Source organism: Streptomyces sp. NPDC127097, assembly GCF_042724075.1.
Taxonomy (GTDB): Bacteria; Actinomycetota; Actinomycetes; order Streptomycetales; family Streptomycetaceae; genus Streptomyces.
Genome location: NZ_JBHXFI010000075.1, coordinates 1 through 17,089, shown reverse-complemented (window position 1 = coordinate 17,089; position 17,089 = coordinate 1). Strand labels below are relative to the sequence as shown.

At 70.2% G+C, this 17,089-nt stretch carries 23 protein-coding genes; 15 read left to right on the top strand and 8 right to left on the bottom strand.

Annotated elements, in window-relative coordinates:
• The first annotated feature begins 87 nt into the window (after positions 1 to 87).
• The 4 genes from ACFWJW_RS34280 (at position 88) to ACFWJW_RS34265 (ending at position 3,400) form a co-directional block, all read left to right on the top strand.
• Positions 88 to 495: a rodlin gene (locus tag ACFWJW_RS34280; RefSeq protein ID WP_387248555.1), complete on the top strand. Its 408-nt coding sequence runs from the start codon at positions 88 to 90 to the stop codon at positions 493 to 495.
• A 475-nt stretch (positions 496 to 970) separates the two neighbouring features.
• Complete coding sequence (locus ACFWJW_RS34275) at positions 971 to 1,375, top strand: rodlin (protein WP_387248553.1); 405 nt, start codon at positions 971 to 973, stop codon at positions 1,373 to 1,375.
• Positions 1,376 to 1,522: 147 nt separating this feature from the next.
• Positions 1,523 to 2,167, top strand: coding sequence for a chaplin family protein (locus ACFWJW_RS34270; RefSeq protein ID WP_387248551.1), 645 nt, complete (start codon positions 1,523 to 1,525; stop codon positions 2,165 to 2,167).
• 387 nt (positions 2,168 to 2,554) lie between these two features.
• Positions 2,555 to 3,400 carry a nitrilase-related carbon-nitrogen hydrolase gene (locus ACFWJW_RS34265; protein ID WP_387248549.1) on the top strand — a complete coding sequence of 282 codons (846 nt, stop codon included), beginning with the start codon at positions 2,555 to 2,557 and terminating at the stop codon, positions 3,398 to 3,400.
• A gap of 17 nt (positions 3,401 to 3,417) precedes the next feature.
• On the opposite strand, the gene tatA is transcribed toward ACFWJW_RS34265, so the two are convergent.
• From tatA to rpmB, 3 genes are all read right to left on the bottom strand, one after another.
• Positions 3,418 to 3,654, bottom strand: coding sequence for a Sec-independent protein translocase subunit TatA (gene tatA, locus ACFWJW_RS34260; RefSeq protein WP_387248547.1), 237 nt, complete (start codon positions 3,652 to 3,654; stop codon positions 3,418 to 3,420).
• Positions 3,655 to 3,762: 108 nt separating this feature from the next.
• The gene (rpsN, locus tag ACFWJW_RS34255) at positions 3,763 to 4,068 is read right to left on the bottom strand and encodes a 30S ribosomal protein S14 (protein ID WP_387248546.1); all 306 of its coding nucleotides are present in this window, start codon (positions 4,066 to 4,068) and stop codon (positions 3,763 to 3,765) included.
• Entirely contained in the window at positions 4,068 to 4,304 is a 237-nt protein-coding gene (rpmB, locus tag ACFWJW_RS34250; RefSeq protein WP_387248544.1) for a 50S ribosomal protein L28, read from the bottom strand. Before rpmB ends, rpsN begins: the two co-directional genes overlap by 1 nt.
• 73 nt (positions 4,305 to 4,377) lie before the next feature.
• Here rpmB and rpmG point away from each other — a divergent pair, with 73 nt between their 5' ends.
• The 5 genes from rpmG (at position 4,378) to ACFWJW_RS34225 (ending at position 6,861) form a co-directional block, all read left to right on the top strand.
• Positions 4,378 to 4,542: a 50S ribosomal protein L33 gene (gene rpmG, locus ACFWJW_RS34245; protein ID WP_006604069.1), complete on the top strand. Its 165-nt coding sequence runs from the start codon at positions 4,378 to 4,380 to the stop codon at positions 4,540 to 4,542.
• Between the two features lie 5 nt (positions 4,543 to 4,547).
• Entirely contained in the window at positions 4,548 to 4,799 is a 252-nt protein-coding gene (locus ACFWJW_RS34240) for a type B 50S ribosomal protein L31 (RefSeq protein ID WP_387248542.1), read from the top strand.
• Complete coding sequence (locus ACFWJW_RS34235; protein WP_387248540.1) at positions 4,799 to 5,947, top strand: CobW family GTP-binding protein; 1,149 nt, start codon at positions 4,799 to 4,801, stop codon at positions 5,945 to 5,947. The genes ACFWJW_RS34240 and ACFWJW_RS34235 overlap by 1 nt, the downstream gene beginning before the upstream one ends.
• A gap of 58 nt (positions 5,948 to 6,005) precedes the next feature.
• Positions 6,006 to 6,242 carry a 30S ribosomal protein S18 gene (gene rpsR, locus ACFWJW_RS34230; protein ID WP_387248538.1) on the top strand — a complete coding sequence of 79 codons (237 nt, stop codon included), beginning with the start codon at positions 6,006 to 6,008 and terminating at the stop codon, positions 6,240 to 6,242.
• A gap of 379 nt (positions 6,243 to 6,621) precedes the next feature.
• Positions 6,622 to 6,861: a DUF397 domain-containing protein gene (locus tag ACFWJW_RS34225; RefSeq protein WP_042150368.1), complete on the top strand. Its 240-nt coding sequence runs from the start codon at positions 6,622 to 6,624 to the stop codon at positions 6,859 to 6,861.
• Between the two features lie 70 nt (positions 6,862 to 6,931).
• Here ACFWJW_RS34225 and ACFWJW_RS34220 read toward each other — a convergent pair whose 3' ends face one another.
• Entirely contained in the window at positions 6,932 to 7,414 is a 483-nt protein-coding gene (locus ACFWJW_RS34220) for an ATP-binding protein (RefSeq protein WP_387248536.1), read from the bottom strand.
• Between the two features lie 314 nt (positions 7,415 to 7,728).
• On the opposite strand from ACFWJW_RS34220, the gene ACFWJW_RS34215 reads away from it, so the two are divergent.
• From ACFWJW_RS34215 to ACFWJW_RS34200, 4 genes are all read left to right on the top strand, one after another.
• Positions 7,729 to 8,592: a helix-turn-helix domain-containing protein gene (locus ACFWJW_RS34215; RefSeq protein ID WP_387248534.1), complete on the top strand. Its 864-nt coding sequence runs from the start codon at positions 7,729 to 7,731 to the stop codon at positions 8,590 to 8,592.
• 84 nt (positions 8,593 to 8,676) lie between these two features.
• On the top strand, positions 8,677 to 10,134 hold the full coding sequence (locus ACFWJW_RS34210) for an aldehyde dehydrogenase family protein (protein ID WP_387248532.1): 1,458 nt from the start codon (positions 8,677 to 8,679) through the stop codon (positions 10,132 to 10,134).
• Between the two features lie 145 nt (positions 10,135 to 10,279).
• Positions 10,280 to 10,828 (top strand): DinB family protein, encoded by a 549-nt coding sequence (locus ACFWJW_RS34205; RefSeq protein ID WP_387248530.1) that lies wholly within the window; start codon positions 10,280 to 10,282, stop codon positions 10,826 to 10,828.
• A gap of 62 nt (positions 10,829 to 10,890) precedes the next feature.
• A complete protein-coding gene (locus ACFWJW_RS34200) occupies positions 10,891 to 11,622 on the top strand; it encodes a PadR family transcriptional regulator (protein ID WP_387248528.1) in 732 nt (243 codons plus the stop codon).
• Positions 11,623 to 11,674: 52 nt separating this feature from the next.
• Here ACFWJW_RS34200 and ACFWJW_RS34195 read toward each other — a convergent pair whose 3' ends face one another.
• From ACFWJW_RS34195 to leuE, 3 genes are all read right to left on the bottom strand, one after another.
• Positions 11,675 to 13,090, bottom strand: coding sequence for a glutamate decarboxylase (locus ACFWJW_RS34195; protein WP_387248526.1), 1,416 nt, complete (start codon positions 13,088 to 13,090; stop codon positions 11,675 to 11,677).
• 16 nt (positions 13,091 to 13,106) lie between these two features.
• Positions 13,107 to 13,730 carry an NAD(P)H:quinone oxidoreductase gene (gene wrbA, locus ACFWJW_RS34190; RefSeq protein ID WP_387248524.1) on the bottom strand — a complete coding sequence of 208 codons (624 nt, stop codon included), beginning with the start codon at positions 13,728 to 13,730 and terminating at the stop codon, positions 13,107 to 13,109.
• A gap of 319 nt (positions 13,731 to 14,049) precedes the next feature.
• Entirely contained in the window at positions 14,050 to 14,715 is a 666-nt protein-coding gene (gene leuE / locus ACFWJW_RS34185) for a leucine efflux protein LeuE (protein ID WP_387248522.1), read from the bottom strand.
• Between the two features lie 115 nt (positions 14,716 to 14,830).
• Here leuE and ACFWJW_RS34180 point away from each other — a divergent pair, with 115 nt between their 5' ends.
• Complete coding sequence (locus ACFWJW_RS34180; RefSeq protein ID WP_387248520.1) at positions 14,831 to 15,589, top strand: MerR family transcriptional regulator; 759 nt, start codon at positions 14,831 to 14,833, stop codon at positions 15,587 to 15,589.
• A gap of 52 nt (positions 15,590 to 15,641) precedes the next feature.
• Here the strand turns inward: ACFWJW_RS34180 and ACFWJW_RS34175 are convergent, their stop codons facing one another.
• The gene (locus ACFWJW_RS34175; protein WP_190143796.1) at positions 15,642 to 16,010 is read right to left on the bottom strand and encodes a YbjQ family protein; all 369 of its coding nucleotides are present in this window, start codon (positions 16,008 to 16,010) and stop codon (positions 15,642 to 15,644) included.
• Between the two features lie 204 nt (positions 16,011 to 16,214).
• Here ACFWJW_RS34175 and ACFWJW_RS34170 point away from each other — a divergent pair, with 204 nt between their 5' ends.
• Positions 16,215 to 16,922: a DedA family protein gene (locus ACFWJW_RS34170; RefSeq protein ID WP_387248518.1), complete on the top strand. Its 708-nt coding sequence runs from the start codon at positions 16,215 to 16,217 to the stop codon at positions 16,920 to 16,922.
• Positions 16,923 to 17,089 lie beyond the last annotated feature (167 nt).

Genomic DNA, 17,089 nt, shown 5'->3' with positions numbered 1-17,089 from the left:
TTTGAGTGAATGAGAACAACCAAAAACATCATTGTGAGTTGGGCAGACCGCCCGGTCCAATGGAACCCCGAAACACGAAGGACCAAAATGATCAAGAAGGCTCTGGCGACCGCTGCCGCGGCTGCGTCCATCGTCGGCGTCGCCGCCGCTGCCGCCCCCGAGGCGATGGCGATCGGTAACCAGCACGGAACGTCCACCGTCAACGGTAACGGCGCCGCGCAGTACTTCGGCAACTCGACCACGTACGGCTACATGAGTCCGCAGATCGGCCTGATCCAGGGCTCGCTGAACAAGCCCTGCATCGCCGTCGGTAAGGTTCCGCTCCAGCTCCTCGCCGGGGCAGCTCCGATCGCACTTCAGGACATCAACCTCCTGTCGTCGTCGCAGAACCAGCAGTGCACCGAAAACTCCACCCAGGCCAAGGGCGACGACCCGCTGTCGCACGTCCTGGACAACATCCCGATCCTCTCGGGCAACGGCGCCCACAACCACTGACCGGCTGAGCGCGACCCGGGCCGCCCCGTCCTCCTCCTTGCGGGCGGCCCGGGTTTCCGCTGTCCGGCCGCCACCGGAGCGGAAATGTTATTCGCTCGTGACGGAATTTCGGCGCACCGGATCGTTGGGAATGGTGTGTGGAGGGAAGCGTGCCAATGCCCTTGCTAGTTTGATGGGGCTGCCAGGGCATTGGCATGCCGTCCGTATCGAAGCAGGGCCCGCGAATCCGTTGACCGGAATCGCGGGCCCTGCGTCGTGCCGGGGATTGCGGCAGGAAAATTGAGTCCGCAGGCGCGACAAGTCGCATTGTCGGTACACAATTGCGCGCGCTGTGGCGTCGTCAAACGTAGCCGGCCTCACTCGTTGCATACCCGGTGCCAGCTATTCGGGTGACGGTGCGGAACTCAAGCCGGTATGGCGGGTTGTTCAAATAGGGCTCCCGTGCCGGGAGTTCCTTCTCCTGAAGGGTTTCGTGATGAACAAGATGATCGCGGGCGCGGCTGTGGCGGCGTCGCTGGTCGGGATTTCCGCTGCGGCCGCTCCGCAGGCGATGGCGATCGGTGACCAAGAGGGCACCAGTACGGTCAACGGCAATGGGACCAGGAGCGTGTTCGGCAACTCCGCCACGCACGGAAAGCTGAGCACCCAGCTCGGGCTCATCCAGGGCTCGCTGAACAAGCCCTGCCTCGCTGTGGGCAAGGTGGTCGCGCAGGTCCTTGCCGGTGCGGCGCCGATCGCGCTCCAGGACATCAACGTGCTGTCCAGCGCGCAGAACCAGCAGTGCACCGACAACTCGGTGCAGGCGAAGGGCGACGACCCGCTGTCGCACCTCCTCGACGACATCCCGATCCTCTCGGGCAACGGAGTCGGCAACCACTGACGGCCGACGGCCTCGGCCGTTCCACCGCTCGTGCCCCCGGGCGGTCGGCGCCGCGTATGCGCTGCCGGCCGCCCGGTCGTGTGAGCGGCACGGGGGAGGGGTGCGGGCGGTGGCCCGTACGCCAAGACCGCAGAGGAGGGATGAGAGATGCGACAGAGGCTGAAGGCGTGTGTGTTCGTGGCGGCCGCGTCGGGTGTGCTCGGTGCGAGCGGCAGCGCGGCGTACGCGGACGCCGGCGCCGGGGGAGGAGCGAGTAACTCTCCCGGGGTGCTGTCCGGGAACAGCATCCAGGTGTCCGTGGACGCGCCGGTCAATGCGTGCGGCAATACGGTCGACGCGGGTGCGGCGCTCAACCCGGCCATGGGCAACGCGTGCGGGAACGGTACGCCGCCCGCGTCGGCCGTGCGGCAGCAGCCCGGACCGCACCCGCCGGTGGCCCAGCGGCCACCGGGAGCTGAGCAGGCGCCGGGGGTGCACTGGACGGCCCCGCAGCCGGAGCGCCGCGCGGAGCCGGTGCGGCGCCCGGCCCCGGAGCGGGCCGAGCCCCCGGCCCCGGCGCCGGTGGAGCACACCCCCGGGCGCGGCCCCAGGCATGCCCGGCCCGCCCCGCGGCCCGCGCAGGAGGCACAGCGGCCGCGGGTGGACGCGGTGGCGCGGGCCGGGGCGTCGGCGGGCTCGGCGCTGCTGGCGGCCACCGGGGCCGAGGAACTGGCCGCGCTGGCCGCGACCGGCGGCGGGTTTCTGGTGGGCGGGGTACTGCTGCTGCGCCGGTCCCGTACGCGACGCAGATGAGCGGGCGGCCGGCCGGCCGGGCCCCGGGGTTCCCGGGGGTCGGCGGCCGGCCGAGCGGGTCCGGCAGGCCGCTCGGCCCCGGCCGCCCGGTCGAGCCGCCCGTCGGCATCGCCGGACGGTTCGACCGCGCGCCGTCGTACCGCTGTATCGCCGGGCGAGCTGCGGCTGGAAGCTGCCCTGCGGAGGTGCGACGGATCGTGTGGATCAACGTGTGAAGCCCGTGTCCGGTACGGGAAGGATCGTTCTTTCGCTCATTGGTGGGGACCGGGCTCCGGGGGGTTTGAAGCGGGACAGAACCGGATGTTCCGCGAGGTCGTGCCGCCTTCTGCCGCCTCTGGCAAAATTGTGGTGAAAGCCGCAAAAGTGATGGGTCAATGAGGTGGGGCCATGCTCATTGCGCTGGCGCAGACCGACTGTGTGCTGGGTGAGGTGGAGGAGAACCTCGGTATCGCCCGCGAGCAGATCGAGCAGGCGGCGGCGCAGGGCGTGGATCTTGTGGTCTTCCCCGAACTGAGCCTGCACGGCTATCACTTGGGTTTGCTGGGCCGCGATGAGTCCCTGGAGGCGAGCGACCCGCGGCTGCTGGAGCTCAGCACCCGTGGCCCCGATGTACTGGTCGGCTTCCACGAGCACACCAGTCTGCGGGCGTACAACACCGCGGCCCACTACGCGGCCGGGGAGCTGGTGCACGCCCACCGCAAGCTGTATCTCCCCAACTACCTGGCGTGGGAGGAGCGTAAGCACGTCAGCCCGGGGCAGTCGCTGCGGGCGTACGAGCTGAAGCGGGCCAGGAGCGGCGGCCGGGGGGCCACGCTGGTGTGCAATGACGCCTGGCAGCCGGCGCTGCCGTGGCTGGCGGTGCAGGACGGCGCCGAGGTGCTGTTCGTGCCGACGAACAGCGCGGCGAGTCTGGACCCGGAGGCGATGGACACCGGCCTGTACTGGGACACCCTGCTGTCCTATACGGCGAAGATGCTCCAGTGCTGGGTGGTCTTCGTGAACCGGGTGGGCAATGAGCACGGGGCGGCGTTCTGGGGCGGCTCGCGGGTGGTGGACCCGCGGGGTGCCGTGGTGGCACAGGCGCCCAAGTGGGAGCCCGCGCTGGTCGCCGTGGAGATCGATCTCGCCGAGGCGCGGCGGCAGCGCCGTGCGGTGCCGCTGGTCGCCGAGGCCCGGCTGGGCCTGATCGACCGCGAGGTGCGGCGGCTGATCGACGAGGGCGGCGACCACTGAGGGACGCCCCCTCCGGGTCAGTGCCGGGCGGCGGATTCCTGGCGGGGGGTCCCGGCCTCCTGGCGGGGGGCCTCGGCCGTACGGGGCGCCTCGGCTCGCTTGTCGTCCTGGAGGGCCCGCGCCTCGGACTTGAGGATGCGCATCGAGCGGCCCAGGCCGCGCGCCATGTCGGGCAGCTTCTTCGAGCCGAAGAGCAGTACCAGGACCGCGATGATCAGGATCAGGTGCCAGGGCTCGAAGGCGTTGCGGAGCACGGGCGCCTCGCTTTCGTCGGGGGCGACGGACGGTCTGTCCAGTATTACCCGAAGGGTCCGGCCGTCCGGTCCAGGGGGCGCCCCGGGGCCGGACGGCCGGTGCGGTGGCTACCAGCTGGACTTGCGGACGCCCGGCAGGTAGCCCGCGTGGGCCTGTTCGCGCAGCCGTACGCGGGACAGGCCGAAGGCGCGGAAGTAGCCGCGCGGGCGGCCGTCGACGCTGTCGCGGTTGCGTACCCGGGTGGCGCTGGCGTCCCGCGGCTGGCGGGACAGCTCGCGGCGGGCGGCGGTGCGCTCCTCCTCCGGCGTGTGCGGGCTGCGGATCAGGGCCTTGAGGACGGCGCGCCGGGCCGCGTAGCGGGCGACCGTCGCGCGGCGCCTCTCGTTCTTGGCGATCTTGCTCTGCTTGGCCATCAGACCTTTCCTCCTCGTGCGCGGATACGGGCGACGGCCGCCTCGATCCCGATCGTGTCCACCGTCCTGATGCCCTTGGCGCTCAGCGTGAGCCGGATGTGCCGGCCCTCGCTCTGGAGCCAGTAGCGCTTGCGCTGGATGTTGGGGTCGAAGCGGCGGGGGGTGCGGCGGTGCGAGTGGGAGACGGCTTTGCCGAAGCCCGGCACGCGGCCGGTCAGCTGGCAGTGGGCGGACACGGGGCGATCCCTTCGGTCGTCGGCCCAGGTGAGGGCCTATTGAAAATGGAAACCATTTCCGTATACTAACCACATGGCCCGCAACGAACTACGCCCGGTCGTCAAGCTCCGGTCCACCGCCGGCACCGGCTACACCTACGTGACCCGCAAGAACCGCCGTAACGACCCCGACCGCCTGGAACTGCGCAAGTACGACCCGGTGGCCGGCCGGCACGTCGCTTTCCGAGAGGAGCGCTGAGCACCGTGAAGTCTGGAATCCACCCCGCCTACGGGCCGGTCGTCTTCCGCGACCGGGCCGCCGGCTTCGCCTTCCTGACCCGCTCGACCTCCACCAGTGAGAAGACGGTGGAGTGGGAGGACGGGAACACCTATCCCGTCATCGACGTCGAGATCTCCTCGGCGAGCCACCCCTTCTACACGGGCACCGCCCGGGTGCTGGACACCGCGGGCCGCGTCGAGCGGTTCGAGCGCCGTTACGGCACGCGGGCCCGCTGATGGAGCGGCTCAACGTCGTGCTGGTGGGCGGCCTGCACGCGGATGCGCGGCAGGCCGCCGTCGAGCGGCTGCTGCGGACCGTCCCCGGCAGTGTCGCCCTGCACCACGACCTCGCCTCGGCCACCGAAGGCACTGTGCGGCGCACCGTCCGTGACGGGGGCGGCACGCTCGACACCGGGGACGCCCCGCTGGTCAATGACTGCGCCTGCTGTGCGCTGCGCGAGGACCTGGTGCCCGAATTGGAGCGGCTGGCCGCCGGCCGGACCTGCCGGCTGGCGATCGTCGAGCTGTGGGACTCGGTCGAGCCCAAGGCGATGGCCGAAGTGGTCACCGCCTGCGGCAGCGAGAACCTCGCGCTGACCGGTGTGGTCACCGCTGTTGACCCGGCGCTGCTGACGGCCTACCTGGGCTGCGGGGACGACCTCGCGGAGGCGGGCCTCGCCGCCGCGGCCTCCGACGAGCGCACGGTCGCCGACACCTGGGCGCGGCAGCTGGAGTACGCGCCGGTGCTGGCGATCGCGACGGGGGAGGAGCCGGCCGAGCCCGCCGACCTGGCGCTGCTCGACCAGCTGCACCCGACGGCACACCGGGTCCCGGTGGAATCAGGGGAGTTGGCGGCCGCCGCGCTGGCCGGGTTCGATGTGGCCGCGGCCGCGGACCGTCAGCACCCGGCCTGTGCGCTGCTGCCGCAGGAGGCCGACGCGGAGGGGGTCGGCACGCTGGTGTGGCGGCGGTCCCGGCCCTTCCACCCCGAGCGGCTCTATGCCGCGCTGGAGGACCTGACCTGTGCGGCCGTGCGCAGCCGGGGCCGGTTCTGGCTGGCCGACCGCCCGGACACGCTGCTGTCCTGGGACGCGGCCGGCGGCGCGCTGTGTGTGGAGAACGCCGGGCCGTGGCTGGCCGCGCTGCCGGACGCCGCCTGGGAGATGGTGCCGCCGGCCCGCCGGGCCGCCGCCGCGCTGGACTGGCACCCCGAGCACGGTGACCGCACCCAGCATCTGGTCTTCACCTCGCCGGACCTGGACCGCGAGGGCCTGCGGTCCCTGCTGGACTCCTGTCTGCTCACCGACGCCGAGTTCGCGGGCGGCCCGCCGGCCTGGAAGAGCCTGCCGCCCGCCTTCGACGCCCTCCTCGACCCCGTTTCGTAAACCGGGCCGCGTCCGTCCGCACCGGACCGGTCCCTCCGTACGCACAAGGAAGCTCCCCATGCCCCGACGGCACGACCCGCGCCGGACACCCGCACCCCGCCGTAACCCGCTGGACGCGGCAGGCGTCACCTACATCGATTACAAGGACACCGATCTTCTGCGGAAGTTCCTTTCGGACCGCGGCAAGATACGGAGCCGCCGGATCACCCGGGTCAGCGCGCAGCAGCAGCGCCTGCTGGCCCGTGCGATCAAGAACGCGCGGGAGATGGCGCTGCTGCCCTACGCGTCGCGGTGAGGACCGCCGTCCGGTGACGGGCAGGAGCTTCCCTACGTCCGGTGCGTAGGGAAGCTCCTTCGTTTGTGCGGGGGTGTGCGCAGGGGCGGGGCCCTCGTTCCGGGCGGACAGCGGGCCCGGTGGCGGAACCCGGAGGGCGTGGCACACGTCTCGTCCTTGTGGCTGAGAGTCTCGCCCGGTCGATCCGTACCAGGTGACGGCGCATCGCGTCAGGGACGGCGGCCGGCAGACGACCCTCCGTGAGGGGTCGGTGACAGCGTTCGACGAGCTGTGACGGCCTCGGTACCGGGTGTCGTGCACGTGCATCTGCGCATGCATCCGCATGTGAACGCAGCTATGATCCCGGGCAGTTGACACCATTTATCACCGGGAGACCCCTGTGCCCCACGCATACAACGGCATGGCCGCCACAGATCTCCGTGATGTGGCATGGCAGAAGAGCAGGCACAGCAACTCCCAGGGCTCCTGCGTGGAGTTCGCCAAGCTGCCCGGGGGTGACATCGCGGTGCGCAACTCCCGATTCCCGGACGGCCCGGCGCTCATCTACACGCCGGCCGAGGTGCGGGCGATGCTGCTCGGCATCAAGGACGGGGAGTTCGACCATCTCGTACGGGACTGAGCGCGTGTCCCGGACGCACACAGAACAACCGGGCGCCCGCCTATAGCGGTACGCCCGGTGTGCACAGCGGCTACGGCAGCCGGAAGAGCGCCCACACGATCTTGCCGTGCGTGGCGCCGGCCAGCGGGTGCCAGCCCCAGCTGTCGCTGAAGGAGTCCACGAGATACAGCCCGCGCCCCGATTCCGCGGCGGAGTCCGCCTCGCCGGCGACCGGTGAGTCATCGCTCGGGTCCCGTACGGCGCAGACCAGCCGGGAGGACCAGCGCATCAGATGCAGCCGGGCGGGCGGGGCGGCGTCGGTGTGCTCCGGGGCGGCGAGGATCGCGTGCCGCAGGGCATTGGTCACGAGTTCGGAGACGACCAGGGCGACCGAGTCGAAGAGCTCGTCCAGCTCCCAGCCCTGAAGGGTCTCGCGGGTGAACGCCCGTGCACTGCGCACCGATTCATAGCGCGGTGGGAGCGTGCGGGATGCGGATCCGGAGACGGCCAGGGGGTCGACGGGAGGAAAGCCCTGCCATAACGGCTCGAGCATGGTCAAAACCTTGGTCCCCATGCGAGGCACTCCTGGCGTTCGCGGACGTCATGACCCTGGCCGGGCAGCCGGATCTGGCGGATCTTTCACGAGCGTGCATGCGTGCGACGCCTATGGTTCCCAATGCGCGAGACAGATGCAAGGGCAGATGCACGTGCACGTGACGTGATTGCGGGGACGTGCGCCGATTTACCCGGAATTCTTCCCACCACTTTGTGTGGAGGGCTTGCGGGGGCCTCACGTATCCGTAACCGGATGAGCACTCAACGAAGCCCGAACGTGGCAGACTTGCGGCCCTCTGTTGGACGGGGTGGGGTCACAGGAGGGTCTGAGAGGTGTCCGCAAGTGAGTCGAGCGGGTCGGTGGTACGGCGGATCCTGCTCGGGTCGCAGCTCCGCCGGCTGCGTGAATCGCGTGGGATAACCCGTGAGGCGGCCGGCTACTCGATCCGTGCGTCCGAATCGAAGATCAGCCGCATGGAGTTGGGCCGCGTGAGCTTCAAGGCACGGGATGTGGAGGATCTGCTCACCCTGTACGGGGTCGGCGACGCACAGGAGCGCGAGGCGCTGCTCTCCCTGGCGCGGGAGGCGAATGTCGCGGGCTGGTGGCACAGTTACAGCGATGTGCTGCCCGGGTGGTTCCAGACGTATGTGGGTCTGGAAGGCGCCACGTCGCTGCTCCGGGTCTATGAAGTCCAGTTCGTCCACGGGCTGTTGCAGACCGAGAGCTATGCGCAGGCCGTCGTCAGACGGGGCATGCCGGACGCCGGGGCCGCGGAGATCGAGAGACGGGTCGCGCTCCGCATGGAGCGGCAGAAGCTGCTGGTGGCCGAGCGCTCGGCGCAGTTCCACTGTGTGCTGGACGAGGCCGCGCTACGGCGCCCGTACGGCGAACGCGCGGTGATGCGCGAGCAGCTGAAGCATCTGATCGAGGTGTCCGAGCGGCCCAATGTGCGGCTCCAGGTGATGCCCTTCAGTCTGGGCGGGCACGCGGGGGAGAGCGGGGCGTTCACCATGCTCGGCTTCCAGGAGTCGGGTCTGCCGGACGTCGTCTATCTGGAGCAGCTGACGAGCGCGCTGTATGTGGACAAGCCCGAGGAAGTCGCCCAGTACGCCAGGGTGATGGACCGGCTCCAGGAAGAGGGGCCGAATCCGGCGGAGAGCAGAGACCTCTTGCGCGGGCTGCTCCAACTCATGTGACGCGTCGGTAGGATGGCGCACCATCAGGAGTCAGCACCCCCCAATGCGGCGCCCTGAGCGCCCTGTTCTCCAGATCGGGATGGCATGTCCTACTTCGACGAGTTGGCGTATCAGTTCATCGACGGTGAGTGGCGCTCCGGCAGCGGCTCGTGGGACATCGTCGATTTCAATCCGTACAACGGCGAGAAACTGACCTCCATACCCGTCGCCACGGTAGCGGAGATCGACCAGGCATACCGTGCCGCCGAACGCGCGCAGCGGGAGTGGGGCGCCACCAATCCGTACACCCGGCGGCTCGTCTTCGAGCGCGCGCTGCGGATCATCGACGACCGTGCCGCGGAACTGGGCGAGACGATCGCCGCGGAGGTCGGCGGGACGCTGGCCAAGGTGGGCTTCGAGCTCCATCTGGCCAAGGAGTTCCTGCGCGAGGCCATTCAGCTGGCGCTGCGTGCCGAGGGCCGCATCCTGCCCTCGCCCATCGACGGCAAGGAGAACCGCCTCTACCGGCTGCCGGTCGGTGTCGTCGGCGTCATCAGCCCCTTCAACTTCCCCTTCCTGCTGTCGCTCAAGTCCGTGGCGCCGGCCCTCGCGCTCGGCAACGCCGTGGTCCTCAAGCCGCACCAGAACACCCCGGTCTGCGGCGGCGGTCTGGTCGCCAAGATCTTCGAGGAGGCCGGGCTGCCGGCCGGGCTGCTGAACGTCGTCGTCACGGACATCGCCGAGATCGGTGACGCGCTGATCGAGCACCCGGTGCCCAAGACCATCTCCTTCACCGGCTCCGAGAAGGTCGGCCGGCATGTCGCGACGGTCGCCGCCGCGAATTTCAAGCACACGGTGCTGGAGCTGGGCGGCAACAGCGCCCTGGTGGTCCTCGACGACGCCGATATCGACTACGCGGTGGACGCCGCCGTCTTCAGCCGCTTCGTCCACCAGGGCCAGGTCTGTATGGCCGCGAACCGGGTGCTGGTGGACCGCGCCGTGGAGCGGGAGTTCACCGAGAAGTTCGTCGCCAAGGTCGCCTCGCTCAAGGTGGGGGACCCCACCGATCCGCAGACCCATATCGGCCCGCTGATCAACGAGGGCCAGGCCGAGGCGATCGCCGCGCTGGTGGACCGCGCGGTCGAGGACGGCGCCACGGCGCTCCTCCATGGCGAGACCCGGGGCACGCTGGTCGCGCCGAGCGTGCTGGGCGGGCTGCCGGAGGACTCCCCGCTGCTGCGGCAGGAGATCTTCGGGCCCGTCGTGCTGCTGGTGCCGTTCGACGGTGACGAGGAGGCGGTGCGGCTGACCAACGCGACCTCGTTCGGGCTCAGCGGCGCCGTGCACACCGGTGACATCGAGCGCGGGGTGCGGTTCGCCAAGCGCATCGACACCGGGATGTTCCACGTCAACGACGCCACGGTGCACGACGAGCCGATCGTGCCCTTCGGTGGCGAGAAGAGCTCCGGGGTGGGGCGGCTGAACGGTGACGCGATGGTGGAGGCTTTCACCACGACCAAGTGGATCTCCATCCAGCACGGGCGGTCGCAGTTCCCGTTCTAGGCGGGCTGCCCGGTCCGCAGGGATCGGTGACAACCCGTGGCGCGTTGCGGACAGAAGCTGACCGCAAGGGCTCCTACGTTGAGTGCTGTCGGAAGGCGGACGGCGACGGGCCGGCCGCCGAGGGACGTCACGAAAGGTGGACCCCATGCCCACTCACGTTCTCGCCGAGGCCCACGGCGACGAGACCGGCGCGCTGCTGGCCTTCCTGGAGGCCCAGCGCGGCGGGCTGCGCCGGGCGGTCCTGGGACTGACCGATGACCGGGCGACCCAGCGGCCGAGCGCCAGTGAGCTGTCGCTGGCCGGACTGGTCAAGCATGTCGCGGAGACCGAGCAGGGCTGGGTCGAGACCGCCCAGGAGCTGCCGCACTCCATCGAGCGGACCCAGGACACCTGGCATCTGAGCTTCCAGCTGGCCGACGGCGAGACCCTGGCCGAGGTACTGGCGTTCTGGGAGCGCGTGGCGAAGCGGACGGAGGAGTTCATCCGCTCCGTGCCCAGCCTGAACGACACCTTCCCGCTGCCCGCGGCGCCGTGGTTCCCGCCGGAGGCCCGGCAGTCGATGCGCTGGCTGCTGCTGCACCTGATCGAGGAGACGGCCCGGCACGCCGGCCACGCCGACATCATCCGCGAGTCCCTCGACGGCAAGACGGCCTTCGAGCTGGTGGACGAGGAGCGGGCCGGGCGGGAGGGGTAGCGGGCGGGGGCCTCGCGCGCCCTTAGGCTGGCGGAAGGGGCGCGCGAGGGATTGAGGAGACGATGTCGGCGATCCGGCTGTTGGTACTGGGCGCCGTGCGGCAGCACGGCCGGGCGCACGGCTACCAGGTGCGCAACGACCTGGAGTACTGGGGCGCCCATGAGTGGTCCAACGCCAAACCCGGCTCGATCTACCACGCGCTCAAGCAGATGGCCAAGGAAGGGCTGCTGCGCGCGCACGACATCGCGCCCAGCACCGTCGGCGGCCCGCCGCGTACCGAGTACGAGCTGACCGCGGCGGGCGCGACGGAGTATTTCGCGCTGCTGCGTGCCGCGCTCTCCCAGCACGACCAGAAGACCGACATGCTCAGCGCGGGCATCGGCTTCGTGGTCGATCTGCCGCGGGCCGAGGCGGTGGCGCTGCTCAAGGAGCGGGTCCGGGGCCTGCGGGAGTGGCGGGGCACGGTCACCGGCTACTACACCCCCGAGGGCGGACCCGAACAGCTCGGGCACATCGGCGAGATCATGCATATGTGGGTGCACGCCGCGGACAGCGGCGCCGCGTGGACCCAGGGGCTGATCGAGCGGATCGAGGGCGGGGCGTATGTCTTCGCCGGCGAGGGGGAGCCGTTCGTGGGCGTGCTCGCGGAGGGGCAGGAGAACCCGTACGCGACGACGCAGGACGCGCAGGACGCGCAGGACGCGCAGGACGCGCAGGACGCGCAGGACGCGCAGGACGCGCAGGACGCGGGGGACGGCGCAGGCGACGGCGGGGCCGCTTCGGAGGCCCGCTGACCGGGGCCCGCCCGCCCCGCTCCGCCCGGCGGCCGTTTCGGCCGTACGCCCCTCAGTGGTGGAAGGCCGTGGCGACGCTCTCCGGGCGCTGCATCGGGCCCGGCTGCTGCCGGAGTTCGGTCAGCAGCTGCTCCAGGTCCGCGAGGAACAGATCGGCGAGGTCCATGGAGAAGCCGTTGCGGCAGACCACCCGCAGGACGGACAGGTCCTCGCGGTTCGGGGGGAAGGTGTAGGCGGGCAGCAGCCAGCCGCGCTCCCGCATCCGCCGGGACACGTCGAAGACGTCGAACGCGGTGACGTGGTCCGCGGTGGTGAAGGCGAAGACCGGCAGCTGGTCGCCGTGGGTGAGCAGCCTGAAGTCGCCCAGTGCGCCGATCCGTTCGGCCATCGAGCCGGCCACGTCGCGGGTCGCCTGCTGTACGGCGCGGAAGCCCTCCCGGCCGAGCCGCAGAAAGGTGTAGTACTGCGCGGCGACCTGGGCGCCGGGCCGGGAGAAGTTGAGGGCGAAGGTCGGCATGTCGCCGCCCAGGTAGTTGACCCGGAAGACCAGCTCCTCGGGCAGCGCCTCGGTGTCGCGCCACAGCGCCCAGCCGACGCCCGGGTAGACCAGTCCGTATTTGTGCCCCGAGGTGTTGATGGAGGCGACCCGGGGCAGCCGGAAGTCCCAGCTCAGCTCCGGGTCGAGGAAGGGCGCGATCATGGCGCCGGAGGCGCCGTCCACATGGACCGGGATGTCCCAGCCCCGCTTCTCCTGGACCTCGTCGAGCGCCGCGCAGATGTCGGCCACCGGCTCGTACGACCCGTCGAAGGTCGAGCCGAGGATGGCCACGACGCCGATGGTGTTCTCGTCGCACTGCCCGGCGGCCGTGGCCGCGTCCAGATGGAAGCGGTCGCCCTCCATCGGGACCGTGCGCGCCTCGACCTCCCAGAAGTTGCAGAACTTCTCCCAGCAGACCTGGACATTGGCGCCCATGACCAGGTTGGGCCGGGCGCTGCCCGGATAGCGGTCCTGGTTGCGCTGCATCCAGCGCCGTTTGAAGGCCATCCCGGCGAGCATGCACGCCTCGCTCGACCCGGTGGTGGAGCAGCCGACGGCGGCCGACGGGTCGGGGGCGTGCCACAGGTCGGCGAGCATCGCCACGCACCGCTTCTCCAGTTCGGCGGTGCGCGGGTACTCGTCCTTGTCGATCATGTTCTTGTCCCGGCACTCCGCCATCAGGACGCCGGCCTGCGGCTCCATCCAGGTGGTGACGAACGTCGCCAGGTTCAGCCGGGAGTTGCCGTCCAGCATCAGCTCGTCGTGCACGAACTGATAGGCGGTGTGCGGGGCGAGCGGGCCGTCGGGCAGGGTGTGCCGTGGTGGCGAGGTCTCCATCCCGGCGACCGGGTCGGCCTCCCCGTAGAAGGGGTTGACCGGGTGCCCGGTCTGCCTGCGGTCCGATGGCGATGCGCCTTTGTGCAGAGTCATCTGTCGCGCCTACCCGTCAACTTGCCTGTGAAAGGCCGTGTTTGATGGCTTTGGTGAACTTCACCACGCGCTCCGCCTGGATGCGGGCGGCGGTGCGTGCGTCGTCGTCGAGCGGGGTGTCCGGGCCACCGACATGGGAGGTGCCGTAGGGATTGCCGTCGGAGAACTTCGCCGGGTCGGTGTAGCCCGGCGTCACGAGGATGCCGCCGAAGTGGTGGACGGTGTGGTAGAGCGCCAGCAGCGTGGATTCCTGGCCGCCGTGCTTGGTGGCGCTCGCGGTGAAGCCGCTGTAGACCTTGTCCGCCAGCCGGCCCTGCTGCCAGAGGCCGCCCAGGGTGTCGAGGTACTGCTTGAGCTGCGAGGTCACATTGCCGAAGCGGGTGGGCGTCCCGAAGATCACCGCGTCCGCCCAGAGCACGTCCTCGTGGGTGGCCTCCATGATGTCGGCGGTGGCCGCGGCGTTGGCGGCCCAGGCCGGGTTGGCGTCGATCGCGGTCTGCGGGGCGAGTTCCGCGGCCCGGCGCAGCCGTACATCCGCCCCGGCGTGCTCGGCGGCGTCCGCGATCAGCCGGGCGAGCTCGGCGACGGTACCGGTCGACGAGTAGTAGATGACGGCGACATGGACGTCGTGCACGGGCATCGACGCACCTCCTCGAACCCGACAATAAGGGCATAGGGGGTACGTGGCCTCCAGGGTTCACCCAGTGGAAGCGCCACGGGCGGGCGGCCGCCCCTGAGGACCGCCACCCGCCCGTGGGTGCGCGCCGGCTGCGGGCGCCGGCTGCGGGCGCCGGCTCAGGGGGTGTCTCTCCGATCTCCGTGGGCCTGCGGCGTCCGGCACCGCACCTCGCGGCGTTGTCGCATCACCCACGGACACCCAGTCCGAGGGAGACGCTCCGCCTTGCGATGCACGGCACCGGACGCCGCAGGCTGATCCACGGAGATCGAAGAGACACCCCCTAGTTCGCGCCGGCCAGCGAGAGCTTCGCGGCGAAGCCGAGGAACGCCGCACCGGCGCCCGCGGACAGCCCGGCGGTCAGCCGCTTGCGGCGGCGGAAGGTCGCCGCCAGAAACGTCCCGCTGAAGATCAGGACCGTCAGATACGTGAAGCTGAACAGCTGTGCCCAGGCGCCCAGCGTCAGGAACGACAGCACCGGATGGGCATAGGACGGATCCACGAACTGCACGAAGAAGGAGATGAAGAACAGAATCGCCTTCGGGTTGAGCAGACTGACCACCAGCGCCCTGCGGTACGGCCGCTCCACGGCCTCCTTCGGCGCCCCGGCCGTCTCCTCGCCCCGCTCGGCCCGGCGTGCCTCCCGGCCCCGCCACAGCGCCCAGGCGCCGCGCAGCATCCCGGCCGCCAGCCACGTCAGATAGCCCGCACCGGCGAACTTGACCACGGCGAAGAGCACCGGGGTGGTCTGGAGCAGCGAGGCCACCCCGCCCGCCGACAGCGTCATCAGCACCGTGTCACCGCACAGCACCCCGGCCGCCGCCCGGTACGCCACCCGCGGGCCGCGCCGGGCCGCCACCGACACGACGTAGAGCGAATTCGGGCCCGGCAGCAGAATGATCAGCGCGAGCCCCACCAGATACGTGGACAGATCCGTTATCCCCAGCATGTGGCGCAGGATCTCACCCGCCGCTGCGGCGCCTCACGGGTATTCATGATGCGGACTTGCACCTCACGCGGCGTGAGGCCGCATCGTGGTGCGCGTACTCAGCAAGGGAGCGGAAGTGAGCTATTCGGTAGGGCAGGTCGCGACCTTCGCCGGTGTGACGGTGCGCACCCTGCACCACTACGACGAGATCGGGCTGCTCCAGCCCGGCGAGCGCAATCACGCAGGTCACCGGCGCTACGGCGAGGACGACCTGGACCGGTTGCAGCGGATCCTCTTCTACCGGGAGCTCGGTTTTCCGCTCGATGAGGTCGCGGCCCTCGTGGACGATCCGGACGTGGACCCGCGGGAGCATCTGCGGCGCCAGCACCACCTGCTGACCGAACGGATCGAGAAGCTCCAGAAGATGGCCGCCGCCGTCGAACACGCGATGGAGGCACGCAGGATGAACGTACGGCTCACGCCGGAGGAGAAGTTCGAGGTCTTCGGGGACTTCGACCCGGACGAGCACGCGGCGGAGGTCGAGGAGCGCTGGGGCCACACCGAGGCATACAAGGAGTCGCAGCGCAGGACGGCCGCGTACACCAAGGAGGACTGGAAGCGGCTGACGACGCAGCTCGACGCCCTCCACCGGAAGATGGCGGACCTGCTCGCCGAGGGGGTGCCGGCGGACTCCCCGGCGGCCATGGAGGTCGCCGAGGAGCACCGGCAGTTCATCTGCGACGCGTACTACGACTGCTCGCACGAGCTGCACACCTGCCTCGGCGAGATCTATGTCACCGACGAGCGCTTCACCGCCACCTATGACGCGATCCGGACCGGCCTCGCCGGGTACCTGCGGGACGCGATCCTGGCCAACGCGGCCCGTCACCAGTGATCCGTACGGGCCGGGGAGCGCGCCCCCGGCCCGTACGGAGCGCGCTACGGGGTCAGCCCTGTGGGGAGAGCACCACGGCCGTTCCGTAGGCACACACCTCGGTGCCCACGTCGGCGGCCTCCGTGACATCGAAGCGGAACATCAGCACCGCGTTCGCACCGCGCGAGCGGGCCTGGTCCACCAGCCGTTCCATCGCCTGGTTACGGGTCTCCACCAGGGTCTTGGTCAGGCCCCGCAGCTCGCCACCGATCATCGATTTCAGGCCCGCGCCGATCTGGCTGCCGAGGTGCCGTGAGCGCACCGTCAGGCCGAAGACCTCGCCGATCACCCGTTCCACGTGAAACCCCGGAACGTCGTTGGTCGTCACCACCAGGACGTCGGACTGCGCATGCTGTCCACCGCCGTATTCCTCGATGCCCATGGCGCGCACCTCCTTACGGCCAGCATCACCCGGCCCCCTGGGAGCGGCCAGCGGTCGGGGGCCGTCGGGTGGGGCCTGGGCCCGCCTGGAACCAAGGCGGGCCGCTCGGCGTTGATAGTTTTGGCCGCACACGCGCCTTCATCCCGTCGCTTCGCCCCCTCGCACCGCACGATCCGGCGCCCTCGACCCAGGAGCCTTCACCCCGTGAATACTCTCGCGCTCGGCCCCCAGTGGCTGGACCCGGACTATCTCATCGCGACATTCGGCCTGATCGGCGTCCTGGTCATCGTCTTCGCGGAGTCCGGCCTGCTGATCGGCTTCTTCCTGCCGGGCGACTCGCTCCTGTTCACCACCGGTCTGCTGGTGACGACGAACAAGCTCGACCGGCCGCTGTGGATGGTGTGCTCGCTGATCGTCCTGGCCGCCGTCCTCGGCGACCAGGCCGGCTATCTCTTCGGCCGCAAGGTCGGCCCCTCGCTCTTCAAGCGCCCCGACTCCCGCCTCTTCAAGCAGGAGAACGTCGAGAAGGCGCATGAGTTCTTCGAGAAGCACGGCCCCAAGTCGCTGATCCTGGCCCGCTTCGTCCCGATCGTGCGCACCTTCACGCCGATCATCGCCGGTGTGAGCCGGATGAACTACCGCTCCTTCATCACCTTCAACCTCATCGGCGGCGCCCTGTGGGGCGCGGGCGTCACGCTGCTCGGCGCCTCCCTGGGCAAGGTCGAGTTCGTCCACAAGCACATCGAGCTGATCCTGGTCGCGATCGTGCTGATCTCGGTCGTACCGATCGCCATCGAGTACCTCCGCGCCCGCAGCAAGTCGAAGAACGCCCAGCCCACCCCGCCCCACCCCACGGACCACCCCCACGCCACCCCCGCAGAGCCCCGCCGCGGCCGCCACGCCAAGCGCTGACAAGGGGCGGGAGAAGGCCCACACAGGGCGGGAGAAGGCCACCCACAAACCGTGCGGTGACCTCCCAGGCCCGCCCCCACCCCCCTCTCACCCACCCACAACGGGAGGGGACGGGCCGGAGGGGCAGGGGTGGGGACGTAAAGCGAAGCAGTCCCACACCCCTGCCC